Origin of the sequence: Bacillus cereus group sp. BfR-BA-01381 (assembly GCF_022663555.1) — a bacterium.
GTDB classification, from domain to species: domain Bacteria; phylum Bacillota; class Bacilli; order Bacillales; family Bacillaceae_G; genus Bacillus_A; species Bacillus_A pacificus.
The window spans coordinates 17,220-40,904 of sequence record NZ_JAKUFR010000029.1; the positions used below are offsets into that span (position 1 = coordinate 17,220).

The following is a 23,685-nucleotide window of genomic DNA, read 5'->3' on the forward strand; positions in this document are numbered from 1 at the left end:
GTAAATCAAAAAAGATACTTTTATACAAAATCATCCTTCTTCTATCATTTCTTATTTAATATGGAATTCACTCATAGTAAACCCCAATTTCTCCACATAATTCATCCCTAATTCCATTCGAGCAGTCTTCAGCGGGTCAACCACTTGACAAATTTTTAAATTGCCGGCAGCTGATAATAAAAGTATTGCATCAGCTTTAGACATTTCTAATTCTTCATGTAAAAATGTCACCATATTACGTACAGCACGATTCGCTGCATCATCTAGCAATTTTTCTGAAGCAATCGTCATTACTTTTTCTCTTTGAATAGCCATTGGTAGTGGCCATTTTTTCCCTCTTATAATTTGGACTGTTACGGTTACCTCACCAGCAACCTCTACTCCACTAACACCAATTTCACCATCACCCATCGCTGCGTGTAAATCACCTAATGCTAATAGAGCACCAGGAACATTTACAGGTAATAATAATGTTGTCCCTTCTTTTATCTCTTTACAGTCCATATTCCCACCGTGATCATATGGTGTGCCACATGAAATGCTCTCTTCTTTCGGCGCAGTTCCAATTACACCAATCATCGGATTAATCGGGATTTGTAGTTCATTTGAAAACAAAACATGTTCATTATGTATTGAGACGATTTTCACTGTATTTTCATGTAGATCTTCACCCATTACGCCAAGGTTCACCCCTGTAGTTAAAACACCTTGCTCTGCAATTTTTATCTTTTCAATCGTAACAACTAATATATCCCCAGGTTCTGCACCATTAATATATACCGGACCAGTCGCTGGATTAATCCGGTTCCAATCTAATTCTTGAAACACAACATCTTCAGAATCAATTTGATTTTCAAAGCAATCATATGTTTCAAATATAAGGCGACTCCCAATTTCTACTTCCATACATGGTTGATTTTCTGGTGACATTGCGTAAATGATATGGTCTTTCTGAATTCGATGCATATTATCTCTCCTCTTTATATTAGTCTACAATTACTAATTAGCTTTTTTCATAAAAGCTCCTTTTAATAATTAATGAATTTACATATAGAAAAGCACTTAGCTTATTTTCATACATACACTCTTTACTATGACAGGTAAAGAAAGTTGGTATCACTATGCCCCTTATTCCATATAACGAAAGCGATGTTGATTTACTAGCTCGTTTAATGCGTGCTGAAGCTGAAGGCGAAGGTCGACAAGGTGAACAACTTGTTGGCTGCGTAGTAGTAAATCGTGTATTTTGTGATTGCTTAGATTTTAAACAACTCCGTACCGTACGTGACGCTGTATATCAAAGCCCTGGTGGATTCGAAGCAGTGCAATACGGATATTTTTATCAACGCGCTCGTGATTCAGAAAAAGAAATCGCACGAAAAGTTTTACAAGGTGAATGGCGCTGGCCAGCAAGATGGGCTCTTTGGTATTTCCGTCCAGTTGGAGCTTGTCCACCCCAATGGTATAATCAGCCGTTTGTAGGACAGTTTAAAAGTCATTGTTTTTATGAACCTAGTGGTGATGAATGTCCGAAAATGTATTCACGGTAATAGAATTTGAAATGCAAGTACTTAGCCCTTTAAGTACTTGCATTTCTTTGAGCTTTTTAAAAATCTAATAATGTGATGAACTTTTCAACTCCTACAACATGTATTAATAACGGTATTCGAGGGCCACTGGACTGATTCATAATGAGCTTATATATAATAATAAATAATTGTTTTTGATTTTCTTTCATTATTTTTTTATTTTCATGATGACAAAGCGCGTACAATTGTTCCATTAAGTTAGAGTAATCTTTGTTAGAACGAAGTATGTTGCAGACTTCTACTAACCATTCTTTCTGTCTTTCATCTAATGTGTTGTAAAACTCTATATTTCTCTCTTGATTTACCGCCATTAATTTTTCAGATTGAAAGTTTCTAACCCAATACTCTGCACGTTTACTTATCGCTACCATATCCTCTAATGCATAATTCCTATCTATTTTGTCTAATATACCTTGTAAAACAGATGAATCAAAATTTAATAACGGTAACGTTCCTGCTACTTGATTAAATTTCGGATATTCTTTCAATTCGCTATCTACTCTAGAAAGTTTAATTGCATCAAATAAATCTTCATTTTTGAGCGTTTTATTTTTATAACGATCTTTTGATCGTTCATACTCTGTATAATTGCGAATCACATCTTCATCAAGACCGATATGAAAAGCTGCGTCTGGCCTATATTTTGCAAACATAAATAGAATCACTTCGGGCAAATACACTTTTAGCAACTCGCTAGGTGTAATACTATTCCCTGAGGAACTAGACATTTTTTCATGATTCCCTTTAATACCAATGAAATCGTAAGCAACGTAATGGGGCGCTTCACGATTGAATATTTTTCTCGCAATTTCTTTTGATACATTATAACTACCCGTTTCTGATGAATGATCTCTTCCTCCCGGTTCAAAAACAACATCCTCTATCATCCATCTCATCAGCCAATCGATTTTCCAATTCAATTTCATATTATTTGTTTTTAGTATAGATAATTCATTTTGATTTCCACATTCACATTCATACCGAACTGTTTTTAATACTTCATCAAAATGCATAATCGCTGTTGTATCTCTCCCGCATTTCTCGCAATAGAACGTAACTGGATAAAAGCTCTCTCGCTCTTCTTCACTACATTCCCCAGTTTTATAATCCATTAAAATATCATATATTTCTTTTCTTTTATACAAAGCCTCTAATATGCTTTTGTTATACCTTCCGCTCCTGTATTTATCATGTTGATAAATAAATTCTACTTCAATTCCAAATGCTTGAAGAGATTCCTCAAACTCTTTTTCAAAATGATCAGCATATGAATTATGGCATCCATACGGATCTGGTATATTACAGTATGGCATACCGATATACTTTATAAAAGATGGATCAATATTTTTAGGAACTTTTCTAAACCTGTCGTAATCATCCCATGAAAATATAAAACGCGCTTTTTTCCCTAAATCTTGAAGTGCCCTTACAACAAAATAAGTCGTTACGATTTCACGAAAGTTCCCAATATGAACAGAACCTGATGGACTAATTCCAGATGCGCAAACAAAAGTTTCTTTGTTTGGATGTTTTCTAATTAATTCGTGTGCTACTTCATACGCCCAATGCATATGTTACTCACCTCAATTGTTTTTTGTTTTCAGATTTTCAGTTTTATACAATAAAAAAACTCCCACCCCCAAGATTATTCATCTTGAGGACGAGAGTTGTTAGCTTCGCGGTACCACCTCAGTTTGTCAATATGTCGCCATATTAACCTCTTCAGGTACGGCAAAATATGCTTATACCCTATCTCTATAACGGGAGATCCCGTCGCACCATCCCTAAATACATTAGTTCCTTGCGCAGCTCCAAGTCTTTTTTCATTAAGATGTATACTGCTCTTTCTCAGCTACCAGAGCTCTCTGTACGTATCTTTTCTTAACTACTCTTCTCTTCCATGCCATTTTAAATATTAGTTTTTTCATATGATAATTTATAACGCTATTATTGTCAAACTTTTCCGAAACAAAATTATATAATTATCTAAAAAAATTCTTTATCGCTTCTAATTGAATTTTGTGACTACACTCATCACAGCAATATACCCCTTTTGGTTTCTCTTTAAATCGCTTATATTTTTCACTACCTTCATAAACACGAAATATATTTTTACAAGAAAAGCAAACAATCTCATAAAACATCATATGCATTTTCCTCTCCATGTTTATACATTTTTTAATCACTCGAGAAAATCACTTTTCCATAGTACAAATCTTAATATCTTCTGATTAAAAGGTTTACCTCTATTCTTATCGAATTATATAAATATCTTATAAAGCGAGGTGAACATCTTGGACAGTACTATAGAATTAATTTTAGATGCGAAAGCAAGTTTAGCAGAAGGACCATGCTGGGATGAAAAAAAGCAACTTTTATACTGGGTTAATATTGTAGAGAAACAATTATGCATATTTAGTCCTACCGCTAATACAAACCGAGTAATTGCTCTCAATCAACAAATTGGCTGTGTTGTTCCATATTTAGATGACGTACTACTCCTAGCTATGGAAAATGGCTTTTATTCTATTAATATAAAAACAGAAAAACTGACACATATTTTTGACCCTGAACCACATTTATTTGATAATCGTTTTAACGATGGAAAATGCGATCCAGCAGGACGTTTTTGGGCAGGTACTACAGATACATACGGTATTAATGCTGCAGGTTCCTTGTATTGTTTAAATAATAGTTTAAAGGTAGAGAAAAAAGTTTCACATGTAAATACATCAAATGGCATAGCTTGGTCACCTGACCATACATACCTTTACTATATTGATACACCTACTAAAAAAGTAGTTCGTTTTCATTATGATATAAGTACTGGAGAAATTTGCAATCCAAACGATGTAATCATGTTCTCTGAGAATGAAGGTTTACCTGATGGTATGACAATTGATGAAGAAGGTTGTTTATGGATTGCGCATTGGGGAGGCTCAAAGATTACTAGATGGAATCCTTTAACTGGCAAACAAATATTGAGTATTCCAATTCCAGCGTTATATGTAACGTCGTGTACATTTGGAGGGCCTAATTTAACAGATTTATATGTTACAACAGCCAGAACAAGAATGACGGATGACGAATTAAAGAAATATCCACATGCTGGTGGTATTTTTCGAATCCAAACAAATGTTAAAGGCTGCCCCACTTATTCATTTTGTAATAAAAATATTGGAGCTGAAACAATATGAACCGTATCGATTACATAAGAGAAGAAGAAAAGAAATATCATGACCTTTGTTATGAACAATACAAACTATTTGAAACTGGTTCTTGGCTTTACAAACCGGTTAAAACAGTTATGGATTTGATGGATTATTTTGAAGGAAAAAACAACTTGCAAGTACTTGATCTCGGCTCTGGTGTTGGAAGAAATAGTATTCCAATTGCCCAAAAGATTCAAAATGCTAGTGGTACTGTTACATGTGTGGATTTACTTCATTCCGCTTTAACAAAATTACAAACTTATAGTAAAGAATATGGTGTAATTAATAATATTAAAACAGAACAAGCAGCAATTGAAAACTATTACATCCAACCTAATACTTATGATTATATCGTTGCAGTATCCAGTTTAGAGCATGTTCAATCAGAAGAAGATTTAAAAAACGTGCTCCATTCTATAAAAAAAGGTACAAAGATTGGTGGTATCAATTGTTTAATTATTAATTCAAACATACAAGAAATCGACTTACATACGAATGAAGAATTAGATGCTTTAATTGAAATTAACCTTCCTACTGAAGATATGATATATCTATTAGAAAGTATTTATAAGGAATGGAAAGAAATTAAAGTTGAAATAAAAGAATTAGTCTATGATATTGTTCGCGATGAAAGGCATATTCAATTAAAAACAAATGCTATTACGTTTGTTGTTCAGAAATAATCGTATAATTAAGATGTGACTCTTTCCTTCTAATTTATTTTTATTGAATGAGATTTTTACCTTTTAATATTTATTAAACAAAAAATAAAAGAGCACTTGTTTCCGCAAGTGCTCTTTTGGGGATTTTGAGATACCCTATTAACGAAAGTTACGGTTACTTAAAGTTAATAGGTATTTCTATTATATGCTTGTCCTTTTTATTTGTGCATAATCAATATATAAACATATTTAATCATTCTTAATAACTTTTAGTTATAGTTCTTTCTTACATTTTATCGTTAAAAAGTTGATTGAAGGTTTATTTGCCATGTTCTTATTTGGTTCATCAATTTCCGAAACTTGTACTAATCCATATTGATTAAAATCTTTTTTTATAGATTCAGAATCATAGAAGAACATTTTTACGCCTTCCATTATCTCATAATAATCTTTATCCAACTGTTTTCCTTTTCCGTACATTGGAGCTTTTTTAGAAACAGTTGTAAAAACCATATATCCGCCTGGTTTTAACAGAATATAACAATCTTCAATAAATTTCTCTCTTTCCTGTTCATTCAACAAATGAAGAAGTGCATGACTAAATATCCCATCATACAGTTTATTATCAAAAGGCATTTCGTTTACTGAACCGTGATATATACTAATATCTTCTAATCCGTTTTGTTTCGCTAAATCAATAGCTGTTTTTGAAATTTCAATTCCTGTTACATTTATATCATTATCGATAAACACTTTTGCGTTTCTACCATATCCAATACCCGGAACTAATATGTTCTTAACGTTCTTTTCTAGAAAAAAATCTTTTGCCAAAATTGCAGATTCTGTAGGTTCAAACCCCCACATTGTTTGCTTCTCAATAAAGCTTGATTCCCAAAATTCCATTATGTTTCTATCTCCTTGTTCTAATCCTATTTTTAGTATCACATTAAAAACTTATAAATTTTAGTGCTGCAGTTACCTATGACCTATGCCAAATTAATTTTTTTACCACATTCACTATAAGTTCATTGAATATAGCATAATAATAAGCCTATATCTAATTTTAAGATTGGCTTATTATTTACCCTATATTAGTGTGTAAAAAATAGAAAAACCAATACTTCCGTTGTAGTATTGGTTTTTCTTAAGATAAATTATCTTTTTATATTGTACTGATCTATTACTTTTTCTAACATTTCTAAAGTTATCGGTTGAGCTTTCTCTATTAATTGGTAACCAATACGTCCATTCGGTTCAGCTGTAACTTGCTGTAAACTCTTTAAATCATGAATCCCTTTTTCTCTTAATTGCATATATAGTTGTTGTTCCGACATTTTCGCCTTCATCAAATTCTCTTTTACAATCTCTCCATTTTCTACTACTATAATGCTACTGCCATTTAGGAATTGTTCCATCTTCTTTGATTTCAATTCAAAGAAATGAATGATAAGAAGGACGCCTGCAAATATTACAGCTGCAAATATAGATGGGCCTACTTTCCTACTTAATACAGGCTCCACAATAATACGTGCAATTGATACTACTATAATAATTTCAGCTCTTGTCATTTGGCTAACAGATTTACTACCTGTCATTTTTAATGCAATAATCCCAGTCAGAATTAAAATAATACTTTCAAAAATCATATTCATAATAGCCCAATCCTTTAATGGTGAATGTTACTAGCATTCCCATTTCATATAGCATTCTAAATGTATTTTAATTAAATTTTTTTGTAAAAATCAAACTTACATATACTGAAAAAGAACCTATTTTAATCAACCTTTTTTCAATAAGGATTTGATGGTCCATCTTCCATTGTCAAAAAAGAAAAAGCACCCGAATGGATGCATATAGATTAAACTTATTCATTATTACTTTCTTCACTTTCATCATCAACTGATTTGGAGTCTAACATGCTGCCTATATCAGGTGGTAAAGCTAACTCTATACCAGCTACTGGTTGATTATCTTCATTAAACCATTGTTTTTTAAATTTAATCAATTCTTCATTTTTCTTTTTTCCATCCATATTACCCCGCCTTTTATGTACATGATATTAAACACTTTACTTAATATGTACACTGAGAAAGATAATATACTATTTGTACATAATGAAAGAGCAAAAACCATTCTCTGTTTTCACAACCCGTTGTACCTATTAAAGAATCCCCGTACATGTTACTCCGCGCTCTGCTATCATATTAGTGTCTAAACATATGTGGGCTATGTGACAAGTACCAGGTCATTTTGTTCATTATTCATATGAGACAAATACTTTTAAAGGGGTAATTATTCCTTGACTTAATTCCTCAAAACATTGAATGAGTCCTGTATGTTGTATTTCATGTTGAAAAATCTCTTCTATCCATGGTGTTTGTTCTATTTGACTAAAAAACCAATCTGCATGTTGTTGATAATTATATCCGTCACTTGAACCAATGATCCGCAGTTCTTTCTCATAAAAATTAGCGATTAATGTTAGTTCCTCTAAATTCCCATCAGAAAGTATACATATTTCACTATTACTGTTAAGTGCTTTTTGCAATGTATGAAATCCGATATTTGTAGCAGAACATTCGAAACCGTAATTATATGTTTCTATTATTTGTTCTTCTGATTCATATATGTTTTTCGCACCAAAATTCTTTGCAAAATCTCTTCTATTTTTATTAGGTTCAACAACATCTACATGCTTAACACCTACATAGTATTTTAAAAAATAACAAGCGAGTAAACCAATAACTCCCATTCCAGTTATAAGTACTTTTTCATCCTGTCGCATATTTAGTTTTAATACTCCTTTAGCAGCATCACACGAAAGAATAGATAATAAAGCAACTTTAGGTTTTATTGAATTAGGAACTCGAATCACTTTATGCCCCTTAACTATTCCTATCGTTTCATGTCCATAAAAAGAAACTACTTTATCACCTACTTTTAAATTTGTTATTTTATTCCCAACTCGAACAACCTCACCATAACTTTCATATCCAGTTTTTCTTGGATAAAAATGGTTCGTATCTGTAACATCGGATCCTTTATACTGCGGTAACTCTGCTCCAATGCTTATTGCACCTGCAATTGTTTTAACGATAATTTCATCATCCTGTATAGACTTTACTCTACACGTTTTCCACTTAAGGTATTTTGGTCCTTCTAAAACTAATTTATTTTGTTCCATTTATAACCCTCTCATTTTATAAAAATATATTCTCACTAAATTTCAAACAATGTATAATAGATTCATCAAAAATTTAAGCTATAACGTTGGCTAGCACCCAACAGTGATAATATGATAATTGAATTTGATGGATATGGTATAAATGAGTATGTAGCTGGGCAATGCGTTTCAATTACGAAATTAAAGAGGATGTATTTGAATGTAAAACATGAGGGGATTTCTAACGGTGGTGTCATTGATTTGTTTTGTGTTCGACATAATTATGAATGTCTTCCCCGCTCTTTTTGTAAAGACATTATAAGTGATATTGTAATCGATCTAGATACCGACTATATTTATTTACCTAATCTATAAGCCTATCTTTGTCCTTTGCCTTTATTTACCGTACATTTCTGCCCAGCACCTAATAAACAATTAACCATAAATTAACTATTCTGATAACATTTTAAGAAAAGTTGTTGCCGCCCAAATGAAATACGCAAGTTGCGTCATGATATACATCGTAATTTCAAAACCTGTAAGCTTTCTTTCCCTTTTTATTTTCTTTAAATATCTATAAAAACAAAATGAACATAGAAGTAATAAAACAATAGACATTTGATATAGATTTTCCACTAAAAGAACTGCCATTTATTTCATCACCTTCCCAATAAAAAAGTATATAGTTCAAGCATATCATGTTAATGGAATTAACTACCATAATTTTCGAATTAAATAATCTTCCTAAGTAAAAGAAGTCACTTTTTTTTAATGTTTCAATACAATATTATGTAATTAACTACGCTCTATATAATATTAGATTACTTTTTCTTTTACTGTACATGCTTAGGAGGAAGTTTTACATGCAATTGATTCATAACATAAAAAAAGCGTTTCATAACTTATGTGACTACGATACGGCAAATCTAATATCCGCTATTCAATCATTAAATATTACACTTCATAAAATATCTCCTTTTATTACTTCACCACTTAACCTTGAATACGGAAGAAATGTTATCTATAAGTCTGAATTTGTGGAGATTTTAGTATTAAATTTCCCTAGCAAAGCAAAGACTCTTATTCATGATCACGGAATATCTATAGGATGTATATTAATAGTCAATGGTACGCTACAAAATATTACGTACGAAAAAAATAGCGAACGGATTGAAGAGTTTACAGAGGGAAATATTTTCACCGTAAAAAAAGATACTGTGCATAAAATGTATAATGCTACAGATTCAACAGCAATAACATTCCATGTATATTCACCACCATTAAAAGATGTACAAATATATGAGTAGTCTTTAAAAGGAGGAAATATGCAAAATTTAAAGGATCACTATATAAAGAGCTTACAAGATGGTCGAAATGTTTGGCTGTATGGAAAAAAAGTAGATGTAACTACAGACAACAATTTTGCGGGGACACTATGTACCATTTCTAATTTATTTTCGTTATTTGATGATCCCAAACAGAGAGATTCTATTGGATATGTGAGCCCAAAAACGAAAGACTTTGTTCATAAATCATTTTTAGTTCCGAATTCCTATAATGAATTATTAATGAGAAGAACTGCATTTGAAACATGGAGTTATGCTACAGACGGTGTAATGAGTAGACTATCTGATTACGCAAGATCGAGACTTACTGGCTGGTACGTATCAAGAGATTTTTATAAAAAGTTCGATGCACAGTTTCCAGATAAAATCGCATCTTATTACGAAAAAGCTAGGGATAATCACTTGTTTTTAAGTGTGGTCCAACGTGATCCACAAATAAATCGCTCAACAGAATCAATGTTAAATGCAAATGACTTAGGGTTGCTAAGAGTTACAAAGGAAACTTCTGATGGAATTTATTTAAGTGGTGCGAAAATGATAGGAACTGCTTCTCCTTATTCAAATGATTTATTAATCTACCCATTAACAAAACTGACTGACGCCCAAAAAGATTTAGCTCACTTTCTTATCGTGGCAGCCAATTCTCCAGGATTACATATGGTTTGTAGAGAACCATATGCAAATACAACTTCAAGCACAGTTGATTCCCCTATTAGCTCACAGTACGATGAAATGGATGCACTATTAATCTTTGATAATGTATTTGTCCCCTGGGAACGTGTTTTACTTTATAATAATCCAGAAGCAATATGGGCTATAAAATCCGATACGGCTTCTAGTAGTTTAGCTTATCATCAAGCTATAGTACGACTACTAATAAAGCTAGAATTTATAACTGCGATTGCTTTTGAAATTGCTGAAGCAATTGGAGCTCATACTTATTTGCATGTTCAAGAAAAACTTGGAGAATTAATTATGCAAATCGAAACAATTCGCGCACTTTTAATTGCTGCAGAAGTTGAAGGTAGTACAAATGAAACAAAAACTTATTTACCAAACTTTAAATATATCGAAACTGCAAGGAATCTTGGTTCTAAATATTATCCCCGCGCAATAGAAATTTTACAATTAATTGGAGCAGGTGGCTTCATTCAACTTCCTTCAAGCTCGATTGATTTCCAGAGTCCAATAGCTGATTTATTAAAAAAGCACTTTAAAGGAACAAATATAGATGCCGAACAACGCACAAAATTATTTAAGTTAGCCTGGGATATTATTGGAAGCCCATTAGGATCAAGACACGAATTATACGAAAGATTTTACGCGGGAGATCCAATACGAAATACAGCTACACAATATGTAAATTATGATAAAAATCACTTTAAAAAGATGCTAAGTAAATATTTATGATGAAAAAGAGCACCCTTTGCTAAGAGTGCTCTTAAAAAATATATAATTATCCAGTTACATATATAGTTGCTCCGACCACAACTGCTACTTTTTCCGTAATGGTTTCATCTTATTCACCTTTATGTTTCTACTTAAGCTTTATAACTTTTGGTATATGATGCTTCCTATCATATTTCCTCGTATAGATCTCTCCATCTGGAGTAACGAATTGTAAAACAATCTCACCACATACCCCATCTAGTATTTCAAATTCACCTTCTGCATTTGAAATATTGCGTTCCTTACCTTTAATAGAACCTTCGTCAACTACCCCCACTGAGATAAAACCTTTCAGTGGGGGCTTGAGTTCGAACACTAGGTCTTTTCGTCTATCGCTAGACAGTTTGACGCTCTAGCATTCATGCTACCTTATGGTAACACCCCAAGTCTGTTTTTGGTTGGTACTGACAACGAACGATTGTTTTCCCACTTGCACCACCCTTTCGAAAAAGAGCGGTTCTCCCTTATGGAAGAAGCCACCACTCAGATGACTCCGGCGTGTGCTACAAGCCCCGACAAGCCGCGTACACATGGATGGTTGACGCACCCACTAAGCTATGCGTGAGGCAATAGCCTTACGTTTTTGCACTTCTAATAGAATCTGCGTTTTCACTTTCAGATTTTCATCCAGTTCTACAACTCCTGATTTTTTCAATATATTCAGCGCACCATTAATATCAGCATGGATACATGTTCCTGCTTTACTTTGATACAGACCACGCGTAATTCGTTTGCCACTAAAGCGATACTGTGTCTTATCATCCTTAGACCAAACTGGAACCGGATCCTTATCAAGAAAACTAGCTTTTGAAGTATAGCTTTCTTCTTGTTTGAAAAATCGGATGCCTTCTTTTACACATTTATTCTCAATCGCTGCAATCAATTTTTGAAATGGGATTTGAACAAACTTTTGATTATTCTTTTTCCCCATATGAGATTTCTGTTTCCAACCAGCGTTATACCCTACGACAACCGTATCTATATCGAATTCTTTCACTTTTTTGAACAATAGGCCTAGCGCTTGTGCAATGTAACCGTTTATTTGTCTTTCTCGTTTATGCCAAAGTGCAGCGATTTTATTCGTTACAATACGTTTTGAAATTCCATTGTCCATATTTTTCTGTTGGAGGTTACATATTATTTTGTTGAAGTATTGATTTATGGATTTTAGTTTTTTTCCATCAATTAAGAAGGCATCACCTGTATTGGTTACGCAACTTAACAATCTGTCTACACCTAAATCGCAACTCAAAGCGTTACTCGTGGTCGTGGATGGTTTCTTCATTTGAGAAACGTTCATTTCATATGTGTAATGCACCTCAAAGAACCGACCTTTTTGCTTCGGTACAATCTCAATGTAGGAGATGTTTTTATTTCTTAAGTTTTTTGGCATACGTATTTTAATGGAAACGAATTTTTTTCTGAATGCAACATTCATCGGAATCATCCAATACCCGTTCTCATCCACTTTTGGCACTTGATAGATTTCAATGATTCGCTTGTCAGTGGAACGAGAATAATTCGGAAACTTCGGACGACCTGTGAACTTCTCAGGATTTTTCTTCCACTGTTCCAATGCCTTAAAAAAGCTCTTCACTTCTGTAAATAAGGCTCTACGAATCGCTTGAACAGAATTTGATTGAACGCCCCAATAATTCGTATCGGCTTGCATGGCAGTGTCCACTTCTTTTACAGTAGCCATTTTATTATCGTTCAAATAGCTTTGTTTCATCGTGTACAATCCAACATTCCTCAATGCCTTTGAACTGTGTGACATGCGTTGTAGTAAGCGGAATTCTTTTGCAGTCAGACAAGCTCGTCCGATATTCTGTTTCTGCGTGAATCGTTGCATGTTTTCTCTTTTCTTTTGTTTCCGTAATACTTTCACTGCTTTCTTTCTAGTCATTGTTTTCACCACCTTTCTTAGAGGGAGTATTAAAATTATTTTTGACAAATTAATATGTAGAAAGAAATGGAACAAGTAGCGGAATGAGAATCATTATCTAATTTCGTTGTCTTACAATCTATTTCCTCTTTATCTACATGATATCGTAAGAAAAAAAGAAACAAACATTCGCCCTCAAATATTATTATGAGCGAAACAAAAGAGTTCAGCCTACCTGCTGACGGCAATTCATCTCCACCTGAATTGTTGGGTTTCACCCGTAACACAAATCAGATGGAGTTTTCTTGCCTAAAAGGATAAATTTTCACATTAAATATAGGTTCATTATTTTGACCTATGATAATACCTCTTGAATACTTACCAACCGCAATGCATTGATCATCTTTTTTATAATAATTAGTCACAACTATAGCTCCAATTATTGCAGTGATACACACAAACAAGAGAATCATTTTGCGTCTCACAACAAACCTCCTAATTCAATTTATTCTTTTTTAAATTGAAAATTTAGACGTTCCACTTGTTTGATTTCCTCCACCACTTTACGAATTCCTTCCTCAATCCTATCTTCCTTTACATTCGATACGTTTAACTTTAATAGTCTTTGTTTCGGAAAACCTCTCACATAATTTTTATCAATCGAATCAATACTGATTTGTATTTCACTTAGTCTTTGTATCAACATGTCCGAAATACTTGTTTTATGTACTTCTAAACAAGTATGGATTCCAATTGTATTTTGCTTTTTATATGTGAATAAAAGCGGGTTTTCACTATGCATTCTTTCTAATGCTTCTGCTAGTTTTTTAGATCTATTATTATAGGAAGATTTAATTTTATTTTTATGGCGTTCGAACATGCCACTCTTTATATAAATTTCTAAAGCAGCTTGGGATATCATTGGGCTATCGATATCTAAAATCTTTTTATATGTATGGAAAGCACTCGAAATAACCGGTGGAATAACTGCTACACCAACTCGTAAACCTGGAAAAATAATTTTCGAATAACTTTTCAAATATATAACATGATTACTATGATCCAAGCTATATAAAGGATCGGCTTTTGAATCCGTTTCTAAATCTGCTAAATAATCATCTTCTACTATAAATACATTATATTTCTTAGCCAATAGTACTATTTTTTCTTTCTCATCTTTAGAATAAGAGGTTCCAAGTGGATGATGATATCTCGGTATTGTATAAAAGAATTTTATTTTACCAGTTCGAAAAATACGCTCCAATTCATTTAAATCAATACCTTCATTCGTACGTTTAATACCGATTACAGGGACTTTATTTATTTCTAGATATTCTATATATAAATGATACGTTGGCTGTTCAACTAATATTGTTTCATTTTCATTTGGAAATGGTATAGAAGTTAATATTGCAAGTGCCTGCTGCACACCTGATGTTATAAAAATATTGTCTTCTTTCGTGAACACTTGATAATTTGCCAACTGTTTTTGAATGACTGGAATTAAAGATGGTAACCCTTTCGGTGTTCCGTATACGAACAAATCATTTTTATAAGTATCAATTGCCTTATTCATACAATGCTGAAAATCTAAATATGGGAAAACATCTGGATCTGGTGCTGAAGAAGCGAAATCAATTATCTCGTTATTTTCTATGGTACTCCTAGATTTCTTAACAACGTAGTAACCACTTTGAGGGACAGAATATATAATATGACGCTTTTCTAATTCATGAAGTGCACGTATAACTGTCGCCTTATTACATTCATATTGTGTAACAAGCGATCGTATAGACGGTAATTTCTTTCCTTCTTTTATTTCTCCATGTTCAATCATGTTTTCTATATCATTAAAAATACGTAAATACTTATACATTTTACACCTCCTTCAGCAATTTTATATTTAATTACATCGATTTTTCATCCATATAGCATTCATTCCTCAATTAGTTAATTTTTCGATTATCTATATCGTAAATCCCAATAGCATATGAATCATTTTCAATCCATTTCTTTACTGCTTCTGTTTTAAGTACACCTTCAACTTCTTTTTCTATTTTCTGTCCAAGTTCTCTCGCCCCTACTTCATCATCGCTAATCTTAGTTTTTATATCTATGGTAACAGGTTGATTCTTTTTATAATTTATTTGCTGAATCCCAAACCCTTCATATCCATTTTTTCTGAATACGTCATCAAATATCTGTCCAAAAACTAACTCCCATCTATGTTCTGCATTTACAATCTCCTTGTTTCTTTGAGATATATTTACTTTATAAGACATAATGCCTTGAATTTGCAATCTTTTATCAATTTCTTTTTTTATTTCGTTAACATTTTCGCTATCAGCAATCTCTAAATCTACTATTCTTTCCTTTTCATCCCATATAGCAGCACTAAAAAAAGATTCCTCCTTGACTGTCGCTGTAGCAATATCCATAACTATAGAATCTTCACTTTTGGATTCTTCCATTTCAGACTCACAAGCACACAATAAAGCAATTGAAAATAAAAATACAATCAACTTCTTTCCTCTTTTCATTGCACTTCCCTCCGTAAATTTTCATTTACGATAAACTTTTACTTTCACATATAAATACCTTCTATAATTTTAAAATTTAACATTATTTCACATTTTCTCCTCTTAAAAAGGAAATTACAATTAATAAATAGAATATCTTCATGAATAAATAAAAAGTGAGGGATATATAATGCAACGTGTAAATACGATTGATATTAGTAATGTACTACAATTGGAAAAAACGCTTTCGACTTTATTAAATAAAATGATTTCTTCAAAACTAGACCTTGAAAATTGGTTAAAAGAGCAGTCAAAAGTGATTTGGGAAATCGAAGAACAATTAAGATCACATTATATCGCCTTTCAATGTAATACGGATGATGAAGAAATAAAAGATACTTTTGAACATGATCAACAATTTGTAAAGCCACTTTTAAAGCGGTACCAAAATTTATTGGATAATAAATATTTAGAGTCACCATTTCGAATGGAATTAGATTCTAACGTATATGGTTTATTGGATGCAAAAATAAAAAATGCTCAAAAGTTATTTTGTGAGGAAAATATCGAATTAGAAATAAAAGAAGACAAATTAATCACAGAGTACTTTGAAATCACAGGAGGATTAATTGGAATTTGGGACGGAGAAGAAAAAACGATAACAGAATTACAATCCTATTTACAAGATTCGAATCGTGACACCCGTAAAAAGGCAAAAACCATTATTTCTGAACAATTTTTATCTGTTGAAAAAGAACTCCAAAACATATTAAATCAATTAATTGAAATTCGCCATCAAAAAGCAAACAATACTCAACTAGAGAATTATCGTGATTATATGTTCAAGAAATACGAGCGTTTTGATTATTCAGCAAAAGATTGCTATGAACTAGCTGAATCCATACGTAAGTATGTTGTGCCTCTTAAAGATAAAATATTACTAGAGAAAAAAGAGAAACTACAAGTGAATACGCTTCGCCCGTGGGATGTATCAGCTGTAACTCCAGATCAAAAGATCCTTAAACCCATTGCAAATGAAAATGATTTAATTGAAAAGAGCACTCATATCTTTAATAAACTAGATGCTGAATTTTCAACACTATTAAACCGAATGTATAAACACGATTGTCTTAATTTAACAAGCCGCAAAGGAAAAGCAGCTGGAGGCTTTTGTGAGTACTTACCAGCTTCACAATTATCATTTATTTTTATGAACTTAAATTATACACAAGATGATATTATCACTTTTATACATGAAATGGGTCATAGTATTCATAACGAACTCATAAAATCATTAAAATTACGACAGTATATAGAAATTCCAGCTGAAACAGCTGAACTAGCCAGTATGACAATGGAGTTATTCTCGCTTAATTATTGGGATACCTTCTATACAGACAAAAAAGATTTAAAACAAGCAAAAATTAACTTCTTTAAAGATGTTATTTCATATTTACCTATTATGCTTATTGTCGATCAATTTCAACACTGGCTGTATGAAAATCCAAGTCATACTTCTGAAGAAAGAAATGAAAAATACTTACAACTTCAAAAACATTATCAGTCTAGCGTCATACATATTGATGGCTACGAAAACTGGATAGCAACGAGTTGGTTACCTGTACTCCATATTTTTGAAGTACCATTTTATTATATTGAATATGCGATCGCCCAACTGGGTGCATTACAAATGTATAAACAATATAAAGAGGATCCAAAGCAAGCACTAGAAAATTATAAAAAGGCATTATCACTAGGAAGCTCGCAATCTATAAAAGAAGTGTATGAAGCAGCTGGAATTCGTTTTGATTTTTCTGGCGAAACAATTAAAGAATTAATGGCATTTGTAGAAAAAGAATTAGAATTACTTGAGCAATTATAAGAAGAAAACTACACCTATATTTTAGGTGTAGTTTTCTTCTTTATTTTATTAATCAATTCTATGTACTGAGTATCTCCATATCCAATTGTTGGAAAAACTTGAAACAACTTCGTTAATAATTCTTGAGTTGATTCGTCTTTATTTTTAAAGATAAATTTCATTACAGCATTGTCTTCTTTTAGCATTTCTAAATATAAATCTATAGACTGATACATTATTGGCATTAATTCAATAGATGGTTTTTTATAATTCACCAACACTTCTTTATATACATAATGATAGTTACCTAACTTCATTTCAGTTTGACTTACTTTAAATTCATCTTCTCTGAAGCTATTTAAGTATACCTTCCCCTCATAACGAGAATGTTCAAGGTATGAAAGTATTGTAAGTAAGTTCATTTGACAAAACATATCTTCACCAAACCATAAAACAATACATTTGTACTCTTTCGTAAAAAGTTTCTTTAATGGATCTATAACCTTTTTTGTGTAACTTTCTACTGAACTGTTATGTCCTGTTGCCCTTGTCTTAATAAATTCTTCATCAAAAACTCGTGTAGTAACTCGGTTTACGCACATCGCTTCATTAAATGGGGCATAATCAGAATCACCCATTAGCTTTTTATTTTTAAATTCTTCATACATAACTTGACCATTTAATATGTTAAGTACCTCTTTATCAAATAGCTCACTCTTCCTATTTCGTAACTGTTCAACCTCTATTCTTCTAGAATTATTCATAGTAAACACCCCTTCTTTATTTAAGTTGAGTTTAACAAATGATTGAATAGGCATTTTGTTAAGTTGGTATTCTCTTGGATTTATTCCTAAAACATTTTTAAAAGCTCTACTATAAGCTTCTTGGGAAGAGTAATCGTAATCCAATGCGATTTCAATTATTTTCCTACTATTCTTTAAATCTTCTGTAGATAAATATAATCTTCTAAGAAGAATATAGCGTCTAATACTGAAACCTGTTACTTGATGAAACTTAAAAGAGCAATAATAAGGAGAATACCCCATGTAACGAGATAATTCATCTAATGAAAATCCTTTTTTCAAATTGCGCTCAATCCAATCAATCATCTGCTGTATATGTTCATTCATTTCCTTCACTCCTTATAAAAAGTATAAGAGAAATGCGTTTCATTCTTTTGATATTTCTTGTGTTTAATAACATGAGCCATTCTGTAAGTGTATTAATTTTATATTTGTTATCTATCTTATTTTGACATACCTTCTATTCATTTTTCAATTTAGTGTTCATTCGTATGCTGGTAAGATCTAACTAATTATTAAAGGTCGATTTACATCATATTTCATTTTAAAGGATTTCAAAAATGAAATATGATGTAAAATAAGATTCTTTTAATTCTCTAATAAAAAATAAAAATTTAGAAAGGACGTTACAATGAACAAACTAGAAAAAGAAATACTTCAATTCATAAATGAACTATATCCGTTGAATTTTATTAACATTCAACCAATAACAAATGAAATGTATAAATGTCTCACTGAACAAGGTACATACTTCATTAGAGTTACAAACTATAAAACGTATGAAGAACAATTAGAAGAAGTTACATATACGAATTTTTTATACCAAAACAGTTTAGCTGTTCCACCAATCGTCCCTTCATTGCAAGGGAATTTTGTAGAAAAGTTAACATTAGATAAAGAGATTTTTGCCGTATTATATAAAGCAGCTCCAGGTATACATTTACCAAGGTGCGAATGGGATTCTAATATATTTAAAAAGCTTGGTAAACAAATTGGAAAATTACATCGTATTTCTAAAAGCTTTGAAAAGACTAAACCAGTTAAACATATAAACGATTGGTATGAAAATGAAGAATATAATTTTCTTAAGTATATCCCTAAAGAAGAAACTACTATAAGAGAAATTGCATCTGACGTTTTAACTTCTATAAAAGGGCTAGAAAAATCTACTTCGAATTACGGCTTAATCCACGGTGATTTATGGTTAGAAAATATTTTAGTTGAAAACAATTCAAACTTAACAATGATTGATTTTCAAGACTGTGAAAAACATTTTTACATATTTGATTTAGCAGTTCCTATTTATAGTGCGATAGAATATTCATTTGCTGGAAATGGGAATATCGTTGACTATGAGTATTCTATTACAAAAGCACTATTTGAAGGATATCAAAAAGAAAATGAACTACCTAAAGAGATGATAGACCAGTTGCCTATGTTTATTAAATTAAAGGGGATTTTTGAATATAGCTTAATGCATATGTATTGGGATAAAGAAGAATTAACTGAGGAACAAGTACGGATAATGAACCTTTATAGGATGAAGATCGAAACTAATCGTTCTCTCATTAATATTTAACAGAAGTGTTGTTCAACTACATGGTAATGATAGTTGAACAACATCCTATAATTACTAAATTATTTTAAATGGTATTCTACATTTCGTCTTTTATAAATCGATGTTCCTTTCCATGTTTTTTCTTAATTAAAATTGCTTTATACAAAGATGCTATACCTAATATAGCAAATAGGATGATTATAGGAATACGAACAATATGTGGAACATAGCGTGGTAGAAAGAAAAGACGAACTTTATCATCTATACTAAATATCTCAAAAATTAACGGGACTACACTTTGATGTATCAAAAAAAAGATACCCATAAATACTAAAAGAACAACAATAGCTAGTTTTTTCTTAGGTAATTCAACCGCTTTTCTGTTATCTTTCTTTTTGTTATCATCACGCAATATTTTCATGCCATTCTTCATTTCAAATAGCAATTCAGATCCACTTTTTTCAATTTTTAAGTAAGCAATTCGCCCAAACCACCAAGCAAAAAACATTCCTGTACAAATGCCAGTCAACACACCTAGCCATTGTAAGAACTGTACATGTAGTAATGTCCCAAGCCATACAACTAACAAAGCGGGTATAGTTGTTGCCATTACCATCACCATCATTAACCACGTTGTTATAAACATTTTACTCGCATTCATATCATCACCTGAGATAACTGATCCTCTCCCGCGGCGATGAGGATCAGTTATCGGTACTACGTTAAATACAGAAAATAACATAATTAGACCTGCAGCTCCACCAAGTAATGCTGGTATTACTGTAAATACCCAAGGATAAATGAAAGTAAGCCCGCTAGAAATTGTGAAAATAATTGTTGCTAAAATTGCAATTGGACCAACTGCTATCAACCATGCAAATTGACGACCACGCACATCAATTCGTTCTGCGTCAGGTGTTGTCAAAGTTAACCATAATGCACTCCCATCAAAACCATATATATTACAGGAAAACATACTTGTGAATACAATCATAATTATCCCTGCCCAAGGCATTAAGTACGATATATTAGCACTTGTAACTAAAATACCATAAAATACCCCTATCCAAATACCCATTCGGAGGAAACGACCACGTTGTGGATCTCTTCTCCAACTTTTTAATTCTTTCGTAATTGTTGCTCCAATTTTCGTTTCTGAAAAGAAACGTAAAGCTTTTCTATGTTTATTAGTAGTAATCCTTCCTTCGATTTTCTTAGTTTCTGTACTTTTCATTAATAATGTAGCCCATATAAAAAACAGCAATCCACATAATATTGTTAGAACAATTAAAAAAACAAGAACTAATAACCAATTGGATTGAATCGCATACTCTACAGCGAGTATCGCCCAACTAGACGGAAACATGTAAAGTAAAGTTGAATCACTAAGTGTCATCTTATTAATAGCAGGAAGTACATACCAGCCCACATTTAGAAACGCTATAATGAAACCAAAGAGCATTGCTCCCACTTCCATTCCAATCCTTGATTTCAACGTCTCACCAATAATACTAACTACTACTTTCGATAACAACACCACAAAAATTAACTGTAAAATAATTGCTGGAATTGCAACTATAGTTGCAGATAAGCTAACCCTAGCTGCGTAAATGAATAGTCCTATGAAGGCTATTAAACTAACGATTGGTCCTAATCCTATAAAAGCTACAAAAAGTAACGCCCTAGCAAGTTTATAAGAAGTAAATGGAAGCAACACGAAATATTCAGAACGTAATATTCCATCTCCCCCAGCGATAATTGGACCCAAAACCCACCCTACTGTCCACAGAGCAAATGTAATGTATAGAATACTTTGTGAAACGTTCTGTTCCGTAGGATAAAAAGAAAAAACCAGCATGGTTCCAATTGCAATTAATAAGCCAACTATTCCTGTAACAATGAAAAGAACTGCTTTACCACTATTCATTGAATTTTTAAGGATAGATAACTTCATTCGAATCAAAACACTAACCAAGACAGTTCCTCTCCTTTAACAGCAGGAATCCCTACTAACTGAACGAAAATGTCTTCGAGGGTTTCTTCACCGCAAACCTCTCCCATTGTTCCTGAAGAAACCACTCTACCTTTTGAAATAATTGCAACGTGATCACAAAGTTGTTCAACTAACGCCATGACGTGACTAGAAAATACTACAGAACCACCCGAACTAACAAATTTCTGTAAAATCTTTTTGATAGTAGCTGCAGAAATAGGGTCTACCGCTTCAAACGGTTCGTCGAGAACGAGTAATTTCGGCGCATGAAGAAGTGCAAGTGCAAGGCCAATTTTCTTGCGCATACCAGTAGAATAATTAATAACTAAAGTCCCCTCAGTATTATTTAACTCTAATATTGTAAGTAATTCTTCTGTCCGCTGAGCAACTTCCTTAGCACTCATTCCTCTTAACAATCCCATATATGTTAATAATTCGCGACCAGTAAGTCTTTCCGGTAAAGCTAACCCATCTGGTAATACCCCAATCAATGTTTTAGCTTGTTTTGGATTACCCCAAACATCAATTCCAAAAACTTTTGCGCTCCCACTATCTGGTCGTAACAAACCAACGGCCATCGATAAAGATGTAGTTTTCCCTGCTCCATTAGGCCCAACAACTCCGTAAAAAGATCCTCTTGGCACAACTAAATCAATATGATTAACTGCAATAAATTCTCCGAAACGCTTATATAGTTTCAAAAGCTGTAGTGCTGGAGCAACTTGCTCAAATTCAGTATGCATTGAAATTGGTTCACCAGTTTTCATAAAATGGACTCCTTCTTTACAAATGTAATACCCAATTACAAATCTCAATAACCTTACTCATCCATTTGCATTGTTAGAACGGATATAATAAAAAATGAATTTAGGAAGAGCTCTTCTTTAATTACAATACTGCGCTACCAAATCATTTAAATATTCAATGTTTGTAGCAGTTACATTTTCAGATATTCTAGCCGCAATAATAATAGGTGCCCATTGAAAAATCTCATCTCTCGATAATCCAGTATTTCTGCAATAAATATGCAAATACTTTTCAGCTAATTCTACCGAGGATTGTGAGTACAACAAGTATGTCCGAAACAAATCTGCGCGAATGTCACCTGAACTAGCATCTACCCAGTCTATAATACTTACATTCTTTTCACTTAAAATTAGATTAAATGGATGGAAATCGCCATGGCATAATCTAGGATCAAATTTGATTGAATGTAACTTATTCAATATACTTTCCTTTTGTTTTTCATCCAATTTATGTACAGATTTAATTTGACGCTCTAGCCTTTCCCCCATTGCTTCCATTTCATCTGTATTCACATGTATAGCATGAATCTTTTTTTGTTCATTCACACAAATATTTATATAATACTCTGCCTCATTTAGATTATTAAGTAGGAGATCACCAATACTGTCCCCTTTTACGTATTCCATAATAATTGCCTGTCTATTTTGTATCTTTGTCACTTCAAATACGTTTGGAACTGGCAGCCCGCATGAATAAGCATATTTTTGTTTTTTTGCTTCATTCATAGACTCTGTATTTGGGAGGTAATCTTTAAATAATTTCATAATCTTATTATCATATAGATAAATTTCCGCTGTGTTCCCTTTTGCTATCGGATTTCCTAGATTCAATTCATTTC

23 protein-coding genes, 2 pseudogenes and 1 other annotated feature are annotated in these 23,685 nt (G+C 32.4%); of the genes and pseudogenes, 8 read left to right on the plus strand and 17 right to left on the minus strand.

The genetic code is table 11. From position 1 onward, the window contains the following. Positions 1–51 precede the first annotated feature (51 nt). Positions 52–966, minus strand: coding sequence for an acetamidase/formamidase family protein (locus MR079_RS12365; protein ID WP_242294042.1), 915 nt, complete (start codon positions 964–966; stop codon positions 52–54). 155 nt (positions 967–1,121) lie between these two features. Here MR079_RS12365 and MR079_RS12370 point away from each other — a divergent pair, with 155 nt between their 5' ends. Next, positions 1,122–1,550, plus strand: a complete 429-nt coding sequence (locus tag MR079_RS12370) for a cell wall hydrolase (RefSeq protein WP_242294043.1) — start codon at positions 1,122–1,124, stop codon at positions 1,548–1,550. Positions 1,551–1,606: 56 nt separating this feature from the next. Here MR079_RS12370 and lysS read toward each other — a convergent pair whose 3' ends face one another. Further along, positions 1,607–3,160: a lysine--tRNA ligase gene (lysS, locus tag MR079_RS12375; protein ID WP_242294044.1), complete on the minus strand. Its 1,554-nt coding sequence runs from the start codon at positions 3,158–3,160 to the stop codon at positions 1,607–1,609. An 82-nt stretch (positions 3,161–3,242) separates the two neighbouring features. Next, positions 3,243–3,499, minus strand: a binding site (T-box leader). 72 nt (positions 3,500–3,571) lie between these two features. Continuing rightward, positions 3,572–3,742, minus strand: a complete 171-nt coding sequence (locus tag MR079_RS12380; RefSeq protein WP_000551046.1) for a DUF2197 domain-containing protein — start codon at positions 3,740–3,742, stop codon at positions 3,572–3,574. Positions 3,743–3,883: 141 nt separating this feature from the next. On the opposite strand from MR079_RS12380, the gene MR079_RS12385 reads away from it, so the two are divergent. Then, positions 3,884–4,786, plus strand: a complete 903-nt coding sequence (locus MR079_RS12385) for an SMP-30/gluconolactonase/LRE family protein (protein ID WP_242294045.1) — start codon at positions 3,884–3,886, stop codon at positions 4,784–4,786. Next, entirely contained in the window at positions 4,783–5,484 is a 702-nt protein-coding gene (locus MR079_RS12390; protein ID WP_139869044.1) for a class I SAM-dependent methyltransferase, read from the plus strand. Before MR079_RS12385 ends, MR079_RS12390 begins: the two co-directional genes overlap by 4 nt. A gap of 252 nt (positions 5,485–5,736) precedes the next feature. On the opposite strand, the gene MR079_RS12395 is transcribed toward MR079_RS12390, so the two are convergent. From MR079_RS12395 to MR079_RS12410, 4 genes are all read right to left on the minus strand, one after another. Continuing rightward, entirely contained in the window at positions 5,737–6,366 is a 630-nt protein-coding gene (locus tag MR079_RS12395; protein WP_242294046.1) for a class I SAM-dependent methyltransferase, read from the minus strand. Positions 6,367–6,617: 251 nt separating this feature from the next. Beyond that, complete coding sequence (locus tag MR079_RS12400; RefSeq protein WP_001055958.1) at positions 6,618–7,115, minus strand: DUF421 domain-containing protein; 498 nt, start codon at positions 7,113–7,115, stop codon at positions 6,618–6,620. Between the two features lie 212 nt (positions 7,116–7,327). Next, a complete protein-coding gene (locus tag MR079_RS12405) occupies positions 7,328–7,495 on the minus strand; it encodes a hypothetical protein (RefSeq protein WP_087953679.1) in 168 nt (55 codons plus the stop codon). 225 nt (positions 7,496–7,720) lie between these two features. Continuing rightward, positions 7,721–8,647: an alcohol dehydrogenase catalytic domain-containing protein gene (locus tag MR079_RS12410; RefSeq protein WP_242294047.1), complete on the minus strand. Its 927-nt coding sequence runs from the start codon at positions 8,645–8,647 to the stop codon at positions 7,721–7,723. A gap of 111 nt (positions 8,648–8,758) precedes the next feature. Between MR079_RS12410 and MR079_RS12415 the strand changes: the two genes are divergently transcribed. After that, positions 8,759–9,001, plus strand: coding sequence for a hypothetical protein (locus MR079_RS12415; protein WP_049111239.1), 243 nt, complete (start codon positions 8,759–8,761; stop codon positions 8,999–9,001). Between the two features lie 75 nt (positions 9,002–9,076). Here the strand turns inward: MR079_RS12415 and MR079_RS12420 are convergent, their stop codons facing one another. Continuing rightward, a complete protein-coding gene (locus MR079_RS12420) occupies positions 9,077–9,277 on the minus strand; it encodes a hypothetical protein (protein WP_048554549.1) in 201 nt (66 codons plus the stop codon). A 212-nt stretch (positions 9,278–9,489) separates the two neighbouring features. On the opposite strand from MR079_RS12420, the gene MR079_RS12425 reads away from it, so the two are divergent. Continuing rightward, positions 9,490–9,933: a cysteine dioxygenase gene (locus tag MR079_RS12425; RefSeq protein WP_001176000.1), complete on the plus strand. Its 444-nt coding sequence runs from the start codon at positions 9,490–9,492 to the stop codon at positions 9,931–9,933. Between the two features lie 18 nt (positions 9,934–9,951). After that, on the plus strand, positions 9,952–11,382 hold the full coding sequence (locus MR079_RS12430) for a 4-hydroxyphenylacetate 3-hydroxylase family protein (protein WP_242294048.1): 1,431 nt from the start codon (positions 9,952–9,954) through the stop codon (positions 11,380–11,382). 127 nt (positions 11,383–11,509) lie between these two features. Here the strand turns inward: MR079_RS12430 and MR079_RS12435 are convergent. The 5 genes and pseudogenes from MR079_RS12435 to MR079_RS12455 form a co-directional block, all read right to left on the minus strand. After that, positions 11,510–11,683: pseudogene (locus tag MR079_RS12435) on the minus strand (carboxypeptidase regulatory-like domain-containing protein); the annotation flags it as partial. Between the two features lie 288 nt (positions 11,684–11,971). Then, entirely contained in the window at positions 11,972–13,327 is a 1,356-nt protein-coding gene (locus MR079_RS12440) for an RNA-guided endonuclease TnpB family protein (RefSeq protein ID WP_242294049.1), read from the minus strand. A 296-nt stretch (positions 13,328–13,623) separates the two neighbouring features. After that, positions 13,624–13,791: pseudogene (locus MR079_RS12445) on the minus strand (carboxypeptidase regulatory-like domain-containing protein); the annotation flags it as partial. A 20-nt stretch (positions 13,792–13,811) separates the two neighbouring features. Further along, positions 13,812–15,182, minus strand: a complete 1,371-nt coding sequence (locus MR079_RS12450; protein WP_242294050.1) for an aminotransferase-like domain-containing protein — start codon at positions 15,180–15,182, stop codon at positions 13,812–13,814. 70 nt (positions 15,183–15,252) lie between these two features. Continuing rightward, complete coding sequence (locus MR079_RS12455) at positions 15,253–15,846, minus strand: DUF4030 domain-containing protein (RefSeq protein WP_242294051.1); 594 nt, start codon at positions 15,844–15,846, stop codon at positions 15,253–15,255. A 169-nt stretch (positions 15,847–16,015) separates the two neighbouring features. On the opposite strand from MR079_RS12455, the gene MR079_RS12460 reads away from it, so the two are divergent. Beyond that, positions 16,016–17,707: a M3 family oligoendopeptidase gene (locus MR079_RS12460; RefSeq protein WP_242294052.1), complete on the plus strand. Its 1,692-nt coding sequence runs from the start codon at positions 16,016–16,018 to the stop codon at positions 17,705–17,707. A gap of 14 nt (positions 17,708–17,721) precedes the next feature. Here the strand turns inward: MR079_RS12460 and MR079_RS12465 are convergent, their stop codons facing one another. Further along, complete coding sequence (locus MR079_RS12465; protein ID WP_242294053.1) at positions 17,722–18,816, minus strand: helix-turn-helix domain-containing protein; 1,095 nt, start codon at positions 18,814–18,816, stop codon at positions 17,722–17,724. A gap of 304 nt (positions 18,817–19,120) precedes the next feature. Between MR079_RS12465 and MR079_RS12470 the strand changes: the two genes are divergently transcribed. After that, complete coding sequence (locus tag MR079_RS12470; RefSeq protein ID WP_242294054.1) at positions 19,121–20,068, plus strand: phosphotransferase enzyme family protein; 948 nt, start codon at positions 19,121–19,123, stop codon at positions 20,066–20,068. A 76-nt stretch (positions 20,069–20,144) separates the two neighbouring features. Here the strand turns inward: MR079_RS12470 and MR079_RS12475 are convergent, their stop codons facing one another. The 3 genes from MR079_RS12475 to MR079_RS12485 form a co-directional block, all read right to left on the minus strand. Further along, the gene (locus tag MR079_RS12475; RefSeq protein WP_242294055.1) at positions 20,145–22,022 is read right to left on the minus strand and encodes a hypothetical protein; all 1,878 of its coding nucleotides are present in this window, start codon (positions 22,020–22,022) and stop codon (positions 20,145–20,147) included. Then, on the minus strand, positions 22,007–22,807 hold the full coding sequence (locus MR079_RS12480) for an ABC transporter ATP-binding protein (protein WP_000847755.1): 801 nt from the start codon (positions 22,805–22,807) through the stop codon (positions 22,007–22,009). The genes MR079_RS12475 and MR079_RS12480 overlap by 16 nt, the downstream gene beginning before the upstream one ends. Before the next feature lie 117 nt (positions 22,808–22,924). Further along, entirely contained in the window at positions 22,925–23,677 is a 753-nt protein-coding gene (locus MR079_RS12485) for an aminoglycoside phosphotransferase family protein (RefSeq protein ID WP_242294056.1), read from the minus strand. Between the last annotated feature and the right edge of the window lie 8 nt (positions 23,678–23,685).

Coding starts and splice junctions, on each gene's coding strand:
- MR079_RS12365 (WP_242294042.1), bottom strand. CDS start 966: ATGCATCGAATTCAGAAAGACCATATCATTTACGCAATGTCACCAGAA.
- MR079_RS12370 (WP_242294043.1), top strand. CDS start 1,122: ATGCCCCTTATTCCATATAACGAAAGCGATGTTGATTTACTAGCTCGT.
- lysS (WP_242294044.1), bottom strand. CDS start 3,160: ATGCATTGGGCGTATGAAGTAGCACACGAATTAATTAGAAAACATCCA.
- MR079_RS12380 (WP_000551046.1), bottom strand. CDS start 3,742: ATGCATATGATGTTTTATGAGATTGTTTGCTTTTCTTGTAAAAATATA.
- MR079_RS12390 (WP_139869044.1), top strand. CDS start 4,783: ATGAACCGTATCGATTACATAAGAGAAGAAGAAAAGAAATATCATGAC.
- MR079_RS12395 (WP_242294046.1), bottom strand. CDS start 6,366: ATGGAATTTTGGGAATCAAGCTTTATTGAGAAGCAAACAATGTGGGGG.
- MR079_RS12400 (WP_001055958.1), bottom strand. CDS start 7,115: ATGAATATGATTTTTGAAAGTATTATTTTAATTCTGACTGGGATTATT.
- MR079_RS12405 (WP_087953679.1), bottom strand. CDS start 7,495: ATGGATGGAAAAAAGAAAAATGAAGAATTGATTAAATTTAAAAAACAA.
- MR079_RS12410 (WP_242294047.1), bottom strand. CDS start 8,647: ATGGAACAAAATAAATTAGTTTTAGAAGGACCAAAATACCTTAAGTGG.
- MR079_RS12415 (WP_049111239.1), top strand. CDS start 8,759: ATGATAATTGAATTTGATGGATATGGTATAAATGAGTATGTAGCTGGG.
- MR079_RS12420 (WP_048554549.1), bottom strand. CDS start 9,277: ATGGCAGTTCTTTTAGTGGAAAATCTATATCAAATGTCTATTGTTTTA.
- MR079_RS12425 (WP_001176000.1), top strand. CDS start 9,490: ATGCAATTGATTCATAACATAAAAAAAGCGTTTCATAACTTATGTGAC.
- MR079_RS12430 (WP_242294048.1), top strand. CDS start 9,952: ATGCAAAATTTAAAGGATCACTATATAAAGAGCTTACAAGATGGTCGA.
- MR079_RS12440 (WP_242294049.1), bottom strand. CDS start 13,327: ATGACTAGAAAGAAAGCAGTGAAAGTATTACGGAAACAAAAGAAAAGA.
- MR079_RS12450 (WP_242294050.1), bottom strand. CDS start 15,182: ATGTATAAGTATTTACGTATTTTTAATGATATAGAAAACATGATTGAA.
- MR079_RS12455 (WP_242294051.1), bottom strand. CDS start 15,846: ATGAAAAGAGGAAAGAAGTTGATTGTATTTTTATTTTCAATTGCTTTA.
- MR079_RS12460 (WP_242294052.1), top strand. CDS start 16,016: ATGCAACGTGTAAATACGATTGATATTAGTAATGTACTACAATTGGAA.
- MR079_RS12465 (WP_242294053.1), bottom strand. CDS start 18,816: ATGAATGAACATATACAGCAGATGATTGATTGGATTGAGCGCAATTTG.
- MR079_RS12470 (WP_242294054.1), top strand. CDS start 19,121: ATGAACAAACTAGAAAAAGAAATACTTCAATTCATAAATGAACTATAT.
- MR079_RS12480 (WP_000847755.1), bottom strand. CDS start 22,807: ATGAAAACTGGTGAACCAATTTCAATGCATACTGAATTTGAGCAAGTT.